The sequence below is a fragment of the Amycolatopsis cynarae genome, assembly GCF_026802195.1.
In the GTDB taxonomy this organism is placed as follows: Bacteria; Actinomycetota; Actinomycetes; order Mycobacteriales; family Pseudonocardiaceae; genus Amycolatopsis_E; species Amycolatopsis_E rhizosphaerae.
Map to the genome: position 1 here is coordinate 6,588,084 of NZ_CP113836.1, position 12,975 is coordinate 6,601,058.

Annotated in this window: 11 protein-coding genes; 8 read left to right on the plus strand and 3 right to left on the minus strand. The window is 69.9% G+C overall.

Annotation, left to right across the window (positions count from 1 at the left end):
• Nucleotides 1-180: 180 nt before the first annotated feature.
• From ORV05_RS31835 to ORV05_RS31855, 5 genes are all read left to right on the plus strand, one after another.
• On the plus strand, nucleotides 181-3,027 hold the full coding sequence (locus ORV05_RS31835; protein ID WP_268755589.1) for a plastocyanin/azurin family copper-binding protein: 2,847 nt from the start codon (nucleotides 181-183) through the stop codon (nucleotides 3,025-3,027).
• Nucleotides 3,028-3,095: 68 nt separating this feature from the next.
• A complete protein-coding gene (locus tag ORV05_RS31840) occupies nucleotides 3,096-4,157 on the plus strand; it encodes a multicopper oxidase domain-containing protein (protein ID WP_268755590.1) in 1,062 nt (353 codons plus the stop codon).
• The gene (locus ORV05_RS31845; RefSeq protein WP_268755591.1) at nucleotides 4,154-4,801 is read left to right on the plus strand and encodes a YcnI family copper-binding membrane protein; all 648 of its coding nucleotides are present in this window, start codon (nucleotides 4,154-4,156) and stop codon (nucleotides 4,799-4,801) included. The genes ORV05_RS31840 and ORV05_RS31845 overlap by 4 nt, the downstream gene beginning before the upstream one ends.
• A 79-nt stretch (nucleotides 4,802-4,880) precedes the next feature.
• Nucleotides 4,881-6,614 carry a CopD family protein gene (locus ORV05_RS31850; protein ID WP_268755592.1) on the plus strand — a complete coding sequence of 578 codons (1,734 nt, stop codon included), beginning with the start codon at nucleotides 4,881-4,883 and terminating at the stop codon, nucleotides 6,612-6,614.
• The gene (locus ORV05_RS31855) at nucleotides 6,611-7,396 is read left to right on the plus strand and encodes a helix-turn-helix domain-containing protein (RefSeq protein WP_268755593.1); all 786 of its coding nucleotides are present in this window, start codon (nucleotides 6,611-6,613) and stop codon (nucleotides 7,394-7,396) included. The genes ORV05_RS31850 and ORV05_RS31855 overlap by 4 nt, the downstream gene beginning before the upstream one ends.
• A 50-nt stretch (nucleotides 7,397-7,446) precedes the next feature.
• Here ORV05_RS31855 and ORV05_RS31860 read toward each other — a convergent pair whose 3' ends face one another.
• Nucleotides 7,447-7,977, minus strand: a complete 531-nt coding sequence (locus tag ORV05_RS31860) for a DUF6318 family protein (RefSeq protein WP_268755594.1) — start codon at nucleotides 7,975-7,977, stop codon at nucleotides 7,447-7,449.
• A 392-nt stretch (nucleotides 7,978-8,369) separates the two neighbouring features.
• On the opposite strand from ORV05_RS31860, the gene ORV05_RS31865 reads away from it, so the two are divergent.
• Together ORV05_RS31865 and lhgO are read left to right on the plus strand one after the other, a co-directional pair.
• Nucleotides 8,370-9,203, plus strand: coding sequence for a helix-turn-helix domain-containing protein (locus ORV05_RS31865; RefSeq protein ID WP_268755595.1), 834 nt, complete (start codon nucleotides 8,370-8,372; stop codon nucleotides 9,201-9,203).
• Nucleotides 9,204-9,258: 55 nt separating this feature from the next.
• Nucleotides 9,259-10,446 carry an L-2-hydroxyglutarate oxidase gene (lhgO, locus tag ORV05_RS31870; RefSeq protein WP_407652623.1) on the plus strand — a complete coding sequence of 396 codons (1,188 nt, stop codon included), beginning with the start codon at nucleotides 9,259-9,261 and terminating at the stop codon, nucleotides 10,444-10,446.
• Between the two features lie 9 nt (nucleotides 10,447-10,455).
• Here the strand turns inward: lhgO and ORV05_RS31875 are convergent, their stop codons facing one another.
• The gene (locus ORV05_RS31875; RefSeq protein ID WP_268755596.1) at nucleotides 10,456-11,424 is read right to left on the minus strand and encodes an aldo/keto reductase; all 969 of its coding nucleotides are present in this window, start codon (nucleotides 11,422-11,424) and stop codon (nucleotides 10,456-10,458) included.
• An 11-nt stretch (nucleotides 11,425-11,435) separates the two neighbouring features.
• On the minus strand, nucleotides 11,436-12,029 hold the full coding sequence (locus tag ORV05_RS31880) for an NADPH-dependent FMN reductase (protein ID WP_268755597.1): 594 nt from the start codon (nucleotides 12,027-12,029) through the stop codon (nucleotides 11,436-11,438).
• A 112-nt stretch (nucleotides 12,030-12,141) separates the two neighbouring features.
• On the opposite strand from ORV05_RS31880, the gene ORV05_RS31885 reads away from it, so the two are divergent.
• Nucleotides 12,142-12,975, plus strand: a complete 834-nt coding sequence (locus ORV05_RS31885) for a helix-turn-helix domain-containing protein (RefSeq protein ID WP_268755598.1) — start codon at nucleotides 12,142-12,144, stop codon at nucleotides 12,973-12,975.

Sequence of the window (12,975 nt, forward strand, 5' to 3'; positions counted from 1 at the left end):
TAATTGGCCTCGCGCCGCGACCGTCGCGATACCCACGGTCCACGCTCGCGGGAGGCTTATTCGAAAGGTTCACCTCACTCACCCCTCCACTTCCTCGCACAACCGACGCCCCCTCCGCCCGGAAAACTCGTCCGGCTCGCGGAGCGATGGCGTACGGCCATCGGCCAAGAAAGGAAAGAAATGCGATTACCGCATTCGCGGCGCAGGTCGGGCCCCGGCAGGTCCCCCGCGACGCGGGCGCTGGCGGCCGCGACCGCACTGGTGCTCTCCACCCTGGGTCTCGTCTTCGCCGCGCCGACCGCTTCCGCGGCGACGCTGACCGTGTCCCAGAAGAACCTGTCGTTCAACCCGGCCACGCTGACCATCGCCCAGGGCGACACCGTCACGTGGCACAACGAGGAGACCGACGGCACGACGCACAGCGTGGTGCAGTCGGGCGGGAGCGAGATCAACTCGCCCGACATGCCGCCCGGCGCGAGCTTCTCCTACACCTTCACCAACACCGGCACCTACAACATCACCTGCCGGTTCCACCCCGACATGTTCATGACGGTCGAGGTGGGCGGCAGCGGCGGCAATCCGCCGCCGACCACCAACCCGCCCACCACGACCACGACCGAAGCCCCACCGAGCACCACGACGGAGCCGCCCAGCACCACGACGGAGCCGCCGTCCTCGTCATCCTCGGTGACGACCACCTCGGCACCGACGTCGTCGTCCACTTCGACGCCGACCAGCGGGACCACGGCGCCGTCCACGACGCCCGGTCTCGGTGGCCTGCCGGTCGGGGTCGGCCCGGTCCCGGTCAGCTTCCACCTCACCGACAACAACGGTTCCTGGTACGACACGAACCTGAACCTGTTCGGGACGAGGTCACTGGCCGTGGCCGAACTGCCGCGCGTCAACCTCGGCAAGCTCCTCGGCGGAGCGCTGCCGAACCTGCTCGGCGGGAACCTGCCGCTCCTGGGCAACGGCGCGGTGGGCCAGTCGGGTGCCAGCGGTCTGCTGGGCGGTGCGGTGTCGCAGCTGAGCAAGCTGCTGCCCACCGGCTCGTCCACGCCCGCCGTCGGCAACCTCGGGGTGGACCCCGGCCAGTTGCTCAACGTGCCCGCGCTGCGCGGCGCCGTCAGCCAGATCCTGCCCACCGGCGACCCGAGGATCGCGCAGGCCAACACCCTGCTCGACCAGTTCCAGCAGCAGGTCGCCGCGCAGCCGGCGAACCTGCCGATCTCGCTGGACAAACTGCCGGTCGGGGCGAACCTGATGGGCCTGCTCAAGGACCTGACGACCTTCGCCAGCAACGACATCACCCTGCCGGTGACGGTGAACTTCAACGTGTCGCAGCCCGCCGCGGCTTCGGCGCACACCGCCACCTCGCTGATCTGGCCGGACGGGGCCAAGGGCTTCCCGTTCGACCAGGGCGGCGCCTGGGTGGGCAACCAGTCCGTCCAGCTGACCGAGCCGGGCCTGTACGCCTTCCAGTGCAAGATCCACCCGTACATGCTCGGTGCCGTCGTGGTGGACGACCCGCTCACCCCGGGACTGGACTTCGGCAAGAAGCTGCACGTGAACAGCCGCGCGCTGACCGTTCCGTCCAATGCGGACATCATCACGCAGCTGGTGACGAAGTTCTTCAACATCACCGCGCCCGGCAACTGGCAGCACTACAGCGCCACGCAGGACACGACGTGGAACCCGTCGGACTACCCGCCCGCGCCGATCCTCACCTACGACGAAAACGGCAAGCCGCAACTGATCCCGCTGCTGAGCCTGTACCTCAAGCAGCACCAGGGCGTGCCCAAGACGCTGCCCGCGGCGAACAAGAAGCCCGCCACGCCGGGTGTCGGCGAGGTGTGGATCGACACCGAAATGGAGCAGTACGCGAACAAGACCAAGGTCGGTTCCGCGACCCGGGTCAACGCGCAGACCTGGAACGTCGAGCGCAAGGTCGCGCTGCCCCAGGTCAACATGAACAACCCGCACAACATGTGGACCGACCGCGACGAGAAGGTGATCTACCAGACCGAGTGGTTCAACAACAAGCTGGACGTGTTCGACCGGCAGACCGGGCAGTTCATCCGGCAGATCGAAGTCGGACCCGACCCGTCACACGTGATGTCGCGGACGGACACCGACCAGCTGCACGTGGCGCTCAACGGCGGCGGCGCCGTCATGGAGCTCTCCCCGGGCGCCACGAAGATCGACCGGCGCATTCCGGTGCAGTTGCCGGGCGAGAAGATCGCCCATCCGCACGCGCACTGGATGACCGGTGACGGCACCACGATGATCACGCCGAACGTCAACCTCGACGACGCGACGATCGTGGACATTCCCACCGGCAAGATCCGCCACGACACCACCGGTGAGTTCCCGATCGCCTCGGGGATGACCCCGGACGGGTCGAAGGCGTACGAGGCCGACTTCGGCGACGGCACGGTCGCGTGCATCTCGCTGAAGGCGGACGCCTGCGTCAGCGACACCGGCACCAAGGTGCACGGCAAGATCATCGACGAGTGGGCGAACTACGACCCGGTCAAGGGGCCGCGGGGCGACTGGGGTGGCCTGTCCATCCAGATCCCGGTGGCGCCCGACAACTCGGCCGTCCTGGTGGCGAACACGCTGACCGGCAACATCACCGTGATCGACCCCAAGACGGACCGGATCGTCAAGTTCCTGCCCTGCGACTCCGGATGCCACGGCATCAACTTCGGGGCCAAGAAGGGCGGCGGCTACTACGCCTACGTCTCCAGCAAGTTCTCGAACCGGATGATCATCGTCGACACCGACCCGAACGGTGACGGCAGGCCGGACGACGCCGCCGTCGTCGGCTCGATCGCGCTCGCCGGGGACCAGAACACCGCCACCGACGACAAACTCGTCGACTACGCGGGCTTCGGCGGCATGGGCGTCCTGCCCATCCCGCTGGCCTACGAGGGCTGGGTCGAGAAGGCACCGGGCAACGCGGTCAACGACCAGCTGACCTGCCGTCAGCGCAATCCGGTCAAGTACGCGGCCGTCTGCAAGTAAGCGCACCGGACAACGGGGGTTGGGAAGAGCTGCCCGCTTTTCCCAACCCCTTTCGGGAAAGGAGCATCATGCGATCTCCACAGTGGTCGCGAACATCGAAGATATTCCGCTACCTGACCATCGGGACCGCGCTCGGTGTCATCGCCTCGGGTGTGGCCGGCTCGGTCGGCACGGCCAGTGCCCCGGTGACCGTGGCGCCCGCCGGGGTGATCGGGGACGCAGTGGCCGGGCTGCGCCCGCTCGGCACCGCCTTCGGGCAGCAGTCGCAGGACGAGGCCGACCTCGGCGACGGCACCTTCCTCGCGCCGTGGCAGCTCAAGAACGGCGTCAAGGAGTTCCACCTGACCGCCAGCGCGGTCAACTGGACCACCGAACCCGGCCGGGTCAAGCAGGCGCTGGCGTTCAACGGGCACATTCCGGGTCCGACGATCCGGGTCAACGAGGGCGACCGGATCCGCATCGTCGTCACGAACAAGACCGACCAGCCCACCTCCGTGCACTGGCACGGAATGGAACTGCCGAACTCGATGGACGGGGTGCCGGGACTGACCCAGCCGGACATCAACCCCGGGCAGAGCTTCACCTACGAGTACACCGCGGTGTCCACCGGAACGCACTGGTACCACTCGCACATGGGCGGCGACCAGGAAGGGCGCGGCCTCTACGGCGCGCTCGAAGTGGTGCCGCTGGCCGGGGAAATCCCCGCCGCGCACGACTACACCATCATGACCGGGGACGGCGCGCTCGGCTTCGTGTTCAACGGCAAGAGCTACCCGGCCACCACGAACCTGCGGGCCAAGGTCGGCGAGCGCGTGCACATCCGGCTGATCGGCACCGGGCCGGAGATGTTCCACGCGATCCACCTGCACAGCGGCTACTTCACCGTGGTCGCGCAGGACGGCAGACCGCTGACCGTGCCGCAGCAGATGGACACCATCACCCTCGGCATCGGCCAGACCTACGATCTGATCTGGGTCCCCACCACGCCGGGCAAGTGGATGATCCACTGCCACGTGTTCTCGCATTCGGAGACGATGAGCGGGATGACCGGCATGGTCACCATCGCGAACGTGGATCCGCCGTCGGTGCAGCTGCCTTCGCTGCCGGGCGTCACCGGAAGCGGCGGGTGAGCGGCGTGCACCGGAAACTGGCCGCGGCGGGCGTGCTCGGGGTGGCGGGCGCGCTCCTGTTGCCGGGAATCGCCGCCGCGCACGTCTCCGTCACGCCGAACACCGTCCAGGATGGACAGTCGGCGCGGGTGACGTTCCGGGTGCCCAACGAACGGGACGACGCCTCGACGGTCCGGGTCGAGCTCGTGCTGCCCGCCGACCATCCGATCACCGGGGTTTCGGTCGGGCAGGTACCGGGATGGACCGTGACCGTGCAGAAGCAGAAGCTCGCCACCCCGGTGTCCACAAGCGACGGTTCGGTGACCGAGGCGGTCTCGTCCGTCGTGTGGCAGGGCGGCTCCATCCCACCGGACCAGTTCGCCGAGTTCCCGGTGTCACTGGGCAAACTGCCACCGGGGCAACTGGTGGTCAAGGCACTGCAGACCTATTCGGATGGTCAGGTGGTGCGCTGGATCGACGGGCCCGAAGCCGGTGCGGACGCGGCCCATCCCGCACCGACGGTCACCGTCGCCACCCCGGCGCCTGCCGCGGCGCCGAAAAGCGAGTCCTCCGCGGACTGGCCGGCTCGCGTCCTGGGTGGCGCAGGCATCCTCACCGCACTGGTGACGCTTGCCCTGCGCCGCCGTTCCACCCCCGGGGCCTGAAGGCCGTGAGGGACCTCCTCACGGCCGTTTCGGCCCTGAGGAGGTCCCTCCCGGCACCCACGAATCGAGAGGAGGTGTGGTGGTGCTGAAGAAGATGGTGCTGGGGGCGCTGGTGGCACTGGCGGTGCTCGCCAACCCCGCCCCGGCGTCGGCCCATGTGGTGCTCCTGGGTACGACTCCCGGCGACTACGAGGTGGTCCCCGGCTCCCCGCACGAACTGACCATGCGGTTCAACGAACCGATCGACGCGGGACTGGCCGAGGTGCGGCTGATCGGTCCGCGCGGTGACGACATCGAGGGCATCGGCAAGCCGCGGCATCCCGGCGGGCAGGAGAACGCGCTGGCGGTGGACGTGCCGAACACCCTCGCGAACGGTACCTACACGGTCGCGTACCGCGTCGTGTCGGCGGACTCCCACGCTGTCCCCGGAGCCTTCGGCTTCAGCGTCGGCGAACCGAGCGCGACCAGTGGTGCGGCCGCCGCGGCGGCGAGCGGCGGGACGGGTCCCGCCGCGGTGAGCTACGGGGTGGCCCGCTGGCTGGGCTTCGCCGGGCTGGCGCTGCTGGTCGGCACTGCCTTGTTCGTCGCGGTGTGCTGGCCCGGCGGCGCGACCCGCACCGGCATCCGCAAGCTGCTCCGCATGGGCTGGACGGCGCTGGTGGTGTCCACGGTGGCGACGGTGCTGGTCTACGGCGCCTACGCGACCGGCAGGCCGATGACCGACTTCGGCACCATCGGCGACACCCTGACCAGCCGGATCGGGGTGCTGCTGCTCGTCAGGACCGTCATGCTGGGCCTGATCGCGGCGGGGCTCCCCCGGTTCCTGCGCGGTCTGCCCGCCGAGGGGCGCGGCAGGCATATCGCCCTGGTCTGCGCGGCCGCGGTCGCGCTCGCGGTGACCTGGAGCCTCGCCACGCACAGCGCGGCGGGGAGCGAAGTCGCCCTCGCCCTGCCCGCCGACGTCGTGCACCTGACGGCGATGAGCGCCTGGATCGGCGGCCTGCCGGTGCTACTGGGGGTGTTGCTGCGCTCCGGGGACCTGATCGGGATCCGCCTCGCCGTGCCGCGGTTCTCGCGGATCGCGGTGATCGCCGTCGCGCTACTGGTGGTGACCGGCACCTACCAGGCGTGGCGCCAGGTGGGCGGGCCGTCCGCGTTGTTCGGCACCACCTACGGCGGGGTGCTGCTGGCGAAACTCGGGGTCGTGGTGGTGCTCGTGGCGCTCGGCGCGCTGGCTCGGCAGTGGGTGCGGCGCCACTACTCGTTCGACATACGCACGGTGACGGACAAGCGCCGGGCGCGGCGCGGACCGGGCGACGCCGAGTTGGGCCGGTTCCGCCGTACAGTCGCGGTCGAGGTCGTGCTCGGCGCCGTCGTGCTGGGCCTGACCGCCTCGCTGGTCGGCATCGAACCGGCGCGGGCGGAACAGAGCCGGCTGGCACAGCGGATCACCCCGCCGGAGCGGACCGGACCGGTCAACGTGCTGCTCCCCTTCGACGCGGGCAACGGCGCCGCGGGACGCGGGCAGGTCGCGGTGTCGGTGCTGCCGGGCCGGGTCGGCACCAACCAGATCCACATCTCGGTGCTGGACGCCCAGCGCGCCCCCAAGGAGATCCCCGAGGTGCGGGCCGAACTCCGGTTGCCGGAACGCGGGCTCGGCCCGCTGCCGGTGACGCTGGAGAACGGGGGGCAGGGGCACTACCTGGCGGACCAGGCCGTGCTGACCATGCCGGGCCGCTGGGAGCTCACGCTCTTCCTGCGGACGTCCGAAGTGGACCAGGCCGTGGTGCGGATCCCGGTGGGTGCGCGGTGACCGGGGGTGTCGGCCTGAACCGGGACACCCGGAGCCTGCCGCCGCAGGTGCTGGAGGATCTGCGGCGACGGGCGGTCGCCGCGGTCGAGTCCGGTGTGCCGCAGGTCCAGGTGGCGTTGCTGTACGGGGTTTCCCGCAAGACCGTCGGGGTCTGGGTGCGGGCCTACCGGATGCGGGGCGCGGATTCGTTCCGGGCCCGCAAACGGGGCCGCCGCTCGGGCGAGCAGTTGGCGCTGTCGCCGGTGCAGCAGTCGTGGATCGTCAAACTGATCGACAGCGGGCCGCCGGACGAACTGGGCCTCGACCACCGGCTGTGGACGCGGCAGGCGGTCGCCGAGCTGATCGACCGCGAGTTCCGGGTCGGCCTGAGCTCGACGACGGTGGGTCAGTACTTCGTGCGCTGGGGGATCCTTCCCGAAGCCAATCTGCTGCACACCCTGCGCGGTTCGGGGATGCGGACGGCGGAGGAGGCGCCGTGGCTGCCGTGCGCCGAGGTGCTGTGGGTGGCCTGGCTGTCGCCGCGGCGCCCGGCGGCGGAGCACGGTGTCCGGCACGTGCTGGCCGCGGTGTCCAACCGGGGCGTGCTGTACTTCCTGGCCGCTACCGAACCGTTCGACGCGGCGGCGGTGCACGACTTCCTGCGGCGGCTGGTGACCCAGCTCGACCGGCCGGTGAACGTGGTGATCCGCTGGTGGCCGGTCCAGCATTTCGACGTGCTGCTGTCCTGGCGGGAATTCCGGTCGGACGACCTCTCGGTCCGGTTCTCGCTCCACTCCCCCTGACCTCCCAGCCGCTCACGGCAACGGGATCGGGGCAACGCCCGGCGCCCTTCTCAGCTCGTGGGGGTGCCGAGTTTGATCGATTCGGCCCGCCAGCCGGACTCCGTCCAGCGCAGTGCGAAGACGAAGATGGTCCGGTTGGCGGGCACCGTTTCCACCGTGGTGCCGTGCGCGTCGAGCACCTTGAGCTCGTCCTGGTCGAACATCGCGTCCACGACGGCCTGTTTGCCTTCGTCCACGCTTTCCGGCTCGGCACTGAGGAAATGCACGCGCCCGCCCTGGTAGTGGGTCCCCGCGGCCCGGTCGGTGTCCAATTGCGACAGGAATTGACGACAGGCCTGGCAGCTGGGCAGGCCGAGGTCGCGCAGCGGGGCCGCGTCGAGCGACTGGTAGGCGTAGTCCATCAGATCGATGAAATGGGAAGCGAAACCGGTGGCGCCGAGGCGGTCGCTTTTGGCCACTCCACTCGGCATCGGTGGGATGGTCGGCCACGGCGGCGGAGTGTCTTTCCCGGCCGCACCGGAATCGCATGCGGTCAGCACGAGCAGGGCGATCGAAATCAGTGCCGGGACCCGGAAGGACATACCTCGATCGTCGCACAGGACATGCCATGGAAACAGCGTCCTCGGGGAACGTTTTACCGCTTCGACGAACGCCCAGGTTAACTGTCCCGCAGGCCGATTCGCCACACGAAAGCGTGGTGCGTGAGGCAAACAGGTGACACCCCGCGGCGACCGGACAACCCCGCGGCGAACCCGTTGACCGGTGGTTTCACCGGATGACGACCGGCTGTCACCGGAACCATTATGCGAACCGCCCAGCACCGGCCGAATCCACGAATGCACGCCGGCGAGCGCGGTCCCGAAACCCGGGAAATCTCTTGTAATGACCAGTTAACGAAAAGATCACCGGTCCGAAACGGGTTGCCCCGCTAATGGCGTAACCGGCGTGCTCGAGGGCGATTGAGGCGTGGAAAATGACCACAGGTGACGCGCGCAGCCTCTCCGCGGAAGCGTTGGAAGTGCTGCGCAGGCGGGCGGTCGCGGCCGTCGAATCAGGGGTGTCCCGGTCGGAGGTCGCGCGCCTGTTCGGGGTGTCGCGCAAGGCGGTCGGCGCCTGGGTGCTCGCGTACCGGCGGCAGGGCGAAACCGCACTCACCCCGCGAACCCGGGGACGGCGCCCGGGTGAGCAGCTCGCGCTCTCGCCCATGCAGCAGGCACGCACCGTCAAGACCATCATCGCGGGCACCCCCGACACGTACGGCCTGCCGTACCGGCTGTGGACCCGGCAGGCGATCGCGGATCTGGTCCTGCGCGAGGACGACCTGCTGCTCAGCCACGGCACCATCGCGCATTACCTGGTGCGCTGGGGCCTGATCGACGAACCGCGCCTGGCGGACATGACGCGGCGCCGGGTGGCCGCCGTGGTCCCGCGGCAACGCGACACCCCCGACCTCCCCTTGCGCTGGTTGCCGGACGCGGAAACGCTGTGGCTGGCCTGGACCCGGCCCCATGCCCCCGCCCCCCGCCCCGCCGCACCCCGGCACAACCTGTTGTCCGGCTTCCGCGACTACTACGGCGACGTCAACGTGCTGCTGGCGATGTCGGCGCGCGGCACCGTGTTCTTCCAGGCCGGTCAGGGCCCGTTCGACGGCGATGGGGCGAGTGGGTTCCTGCGGCGGCTGAACGAGCAGCTCGGCCGTCCGCTGAACGTGATCGTCTGCCGCTGGCCCGCCCGCCACCACGACCTGCTGCCCACCCGGTCCGCCTTGGACGCCGATCGGATCGCCCTCCAGCTCACCCTGGACTGAACGGCTTTCCGGCCGTGGTCACCCCGGCAGGGACACCGCCACCTAGGCTGGCCGCGTGGTGCAGCGAGCGATCGTGATCGGCGGCGGGATCATCGGACTGGCCGTGGCGTGGGAACTGACCCGTCGCGGTACCGCGGTGACGGTGCTGGAGAAGGAGAACCGCTGGGCCGCGCACCAGACCGGCCACAACTCCAATGTGGTGCACGCCGGGCTGTACTACAAGCCCGGCTCGGCCAAGGCGCGCCTCTCCGTGGCGGGCAACCGCTCCATTGTGGACTTCGCCAGGGCGAACGGGGTGCGGGTCGAGGTCTGCGGCAAGCTGGTGGTCGCCACCGAGGAGGCCGAGCTTCCGGCGCTGCACGTCCTCGCGGAGCGCGCCGAAGCCAACGGGGTGCCCGCCCGGCTGATCGGCCCGGCCGAGGCGCACGACTACGAGCCCGAGGTCTCCTGCGTCCGTGCCCTGCGGGTGGACTCGACCGGCATCATCGACTTCCCCGGCGTCTGCGACGCGCTGGTGCGCCTGCTCACCGAACGGGGGGCGGATCTCCGGCTCGGCACCCCGGCGCTGGCCATCCGCCCCGGCCGGACCGGCGGTGTCGAGGTCGCGACCGGCGGCGAGGTGGTTCGAGCCGACGCGCTGGTCAACTGCGCCGGGCTGCACTCGGACCGGGTGGCGCGGCTGGCCGGGATCACTCCGCGCGCCCGGATCGTGCCGTTCCGAGGCGAGTACTACGAGTTGCGGCCCGAGCGGCGCGGCCTGGTCCGCGGCCTGATCTACCCGGTGCCGGACCCCTCGCTGCCGTTCCTCGGCGTGCACCTCACCCGCATGCTCGACGGCAGTGTCCACGCGGGCCCCAACGCCGTGCTCGCCCTGCGCCGCGAGGGCTACCGCTGGCGTGACATCTCCCCCGCCGACCTCGCCGACGTGGCACGCTTCCCCGGTTCCTGGCGCCTCGCCCGCCGGTACGCCTACCCGACGGGGGTGGACGAAGTGCTGCGCTCGCTGTCCCGGCGCCGGTTCGCGGCGAGCCTCGCCCGGCTCGTCCCGGCCATCGGCCCCGGCGACATCGTGCGTCACGGCTCAGGGGTTCGGGCCCAGGCGCTGCTGCCTGACGGCTCGCTGGTCGACGACTTCCTCATCGAAACCGCGCCGCACCAGGTCCACGTGCTCAACGCACCCTCCCCGGCCGCGACGAGCGCATTGGAGATCGCCAAGGCCGTCGCGGACCGGATCCCCGTTTAGCCGCCCCGGTCAGAAACCGGTGGGCCGACGGGGGGTGTACGGGCGCTCCAGCCCGTCGATCTCGTCGTCGTCGAGTTCGACGGCCAGTGCGGCCACGGCGTCGTCCAGGTGGGCGGGCTTCGTCGCTCCGATGACGGGCGCGGCGACGGTGGGATTGCCGAGAACCCAGGCGAGCGCTACTTGGGCCATCGGGAGGTCGCGCCGTGCGGCGATCCGCTGCACGGAATCGACGATCGGGCGATCGACGTCGGCGAAGAACCGCTGCCCGGTGGGGTCGCTCGCCGAGCGGTCGGTCACCTGGCCGTAGGGGCGTGCCAGGCGTCCCTTCGCCAGCGGGCACCACGGGAGGCTGGAGACGCCCTGGTCGGCGAGCAGGGGGAACATCTCCCGCTCGTCCTCGCGCTGCACGAGGCTGTACTGGTTCTGCATCGACACGAACCTCGTGTGGCCGTTCAGCGTCGCGGTGTACTGCATTTTCGCGAACACCCACGCCCACATCGACGAGGCGCCGAGGTACCGGACCTTCCCGGCCACCACCACCTTGTGAAGGGCTTCCATCGTTTCCTCGACCGGGGTTTTCGGATCGAACCGGTGGATCTGGTAGAGGTCGATGTAGTCCGTGCCGAGGCGTGTGAGCGAGGCGTCGACCTGATCGAGAATCGCCTTGCGCGACAACCCGGAGCCCCCTGGCCCGTCGTGCATCGGGAGTCCCACCTTGGTGGCGATGACGACGTCCTCCCGCCGGGAGTACTTCCTGACGGCACGACCGACGATCTCCTCCGAGGTGCCGCCGCCGTAGACGTTCGCGGTGTCCCACAAGGTGATGCCCAGTTCGACGGCTCTCCGGAACATCGGCTCCGCGGCCTGCTCGTCCAGTGCCCAGGGGTTGACCCCCAGCGCCGGGTCGGCGAATCCCATGCAGCCGAGCGCTATCCGGCTGACCTGCAACTCGGTGTTCCCGAGCGGAACGTATTCCATCGTCTCCGTCCTCATGCCGGGTAGGGAGCGGCCTCGCGTGCGGAGCGGAGCGCGCCCGCCCACCAGGCCAACTGGTCGAGCAGGGTCTTGGCGTACCCGGGGGCGGCGGGGTCGAGCGGACGGCCGTCCTCCCACGCGGTGAAGTAGTTCGGGAAGGCCAGACCGTCGCGGATGGTCACCGCGTGCAACTCCGTCAGCACGTTTTCCAGGTGCAGCACCGCGTGTCGGCCGCCCGCCGCACCGCCGTAGCTGACGAAGGCGACGGGCTTGGCCGTCCACTGGGTGAAGTGCCAGTCGATGGCCGCCTTCAGCGACGCGGGATAGCTGTGGTTGTACTCGGGGGTGACCACGATGAACGCGTCGGCCTCCTCCAGCGCCGACGTCAGTGCCGCCATCCGGGCGGGCCGGGGGTAGCTGTCGCCGGCGTACTTCGGTGGCGCCGCGGGAAGCACCAGCGGGATGTCGATGTCGGCGAGATCGATGACGTCCACGTCGAAACCACCGTGCTGGCGGGCCTGCTCGGCGACCCACGAACCCACGACCGGACCGAACCGCCCTTCCCGGACGCTTCCCACGATGATCAGCAGCTTGTGCGTGTTTTCCATGTCCACCACGATCGGCCGTAGCCACGGCCGCAACCAGACCGTGCGCAGGCTGGCCCTCGCGGGGCCACGCTGAGCACCTCGCGACCGGCGGGGACCGTCTTATACTTTCCCTATGGGGACGCCGTTGGGGGATTTCCTTCGGACCAAGCGCGACAGCATCCAGCCGGAATCGCTGGGACTGCCGGAACGCGACCGCCGCCGGTCACCGGGTCTGCGCCGCGTGGACCTGGCTTCGCGAGCCGGCATCAGCGTCGAATACCTGACCCGCATCGAGCAGGGCCGCGACCGCAATCCGTCGGTGGCGGTGCTGGTCGCCCTCGCCGATGCGCTCAGCCTCGACCCCGCGGAGCGCAACCACCTGCGCTACCTCGCGAAGATCACCGGCGGTGAATGTTCCGCGCACACCCGGCCCGCACCGCCGCTCCGGCAGGTGCGGCCGTCCGTCCTCCGGACGCTCCGCCTCCTCGAGCCGGGCATCGCCGTGGTGACGAACCGGCTGGGCGACGTCCTCGCCCGCACCAGCGGCTTCGAACTGGTGACCGGCGGGACCGGACTGCTCGACGCCGAAAACCCGAACCTCACCCGCTACGTCTTCACCGACCCCCGCGCCCGGACGTTCTTCGCCGACTGGGACGAGGTCGCGGACGAGCAGGCGTTCGACCTGTGGCTCGGACCATCCATCGAGAACTCCGAGTGGCTCACCGCCGAACTGGCCCCCATCGCAGGCCCCGACTTCACCCGCCGCCTGAGCCGCCACGTGGTTCCACAACGTGGAGTTCTCCGGCTCAACCACCCGGCCGGGCACGAACTCCACCTGCTCCGCGAGACGCTCGAACTCTCCGCGGACGCCCAGCAACTGGTCGTCTTCCTCGCCGCGGACGACCGGACGGAACAAGCCATCGACGAACTCCGCCGACCACACGCCCGGCTCCGGTCCATCTCGTAA

Bases quoted from the DNA above. Each gene is read 5' to 3' on its own strand.
- ORV05_RS31835 (WP_268755589.1), top strand. From the start codon at position 181: ATGCGATTACCGCATTCGCGGCGCAGGTCGGGCCCCGGCAGGTCCCCC.
- ORV05_RS31840 (WP_268755590.1), top strand. From the start codon at position 3,096: ATGCGATCTCCACAGTGGTCGCGAACATCGAAGATATTCCGCTACCTG.
- ORV05_RS31860 (WP_268755594.1), bottom strand. From the start codon at position 7,977: ATGTCCTTCCGGGTCCCGGCACTGATTTCGATCGCCCTGCTCGTGCTG.
- ORV05_RS31865 (WP_268755595.1), top strand. From the start codon at position 8,370: ATGACCACAGGTGACGCGCGCAGCCTCTCCGCGGAAGCGTTGGAAGTG.
- ORV05_RS31875 (WP_268755596.1), bottom strand. From the start codon at position 11,424: ATGGAATACGTTCCGCTCGGGAACACCGAGTTGCAGGTCAGCCGGATA.
- ORV05_RS31880 (WP_268755597.1), bottom strand. From the start codon at position 12,029: ATGGAAAACACGCACAAGCTGCTGATCATCGTGGGAAGCGTCCGGGAA.
- ORV05_RS31885 (WP_268755598.1), top strand. From the start codon at position 12,142: ATGGGGACGCCGTTGGGGGATTTCCTTCGGACCAAGCGCGACAGCATC.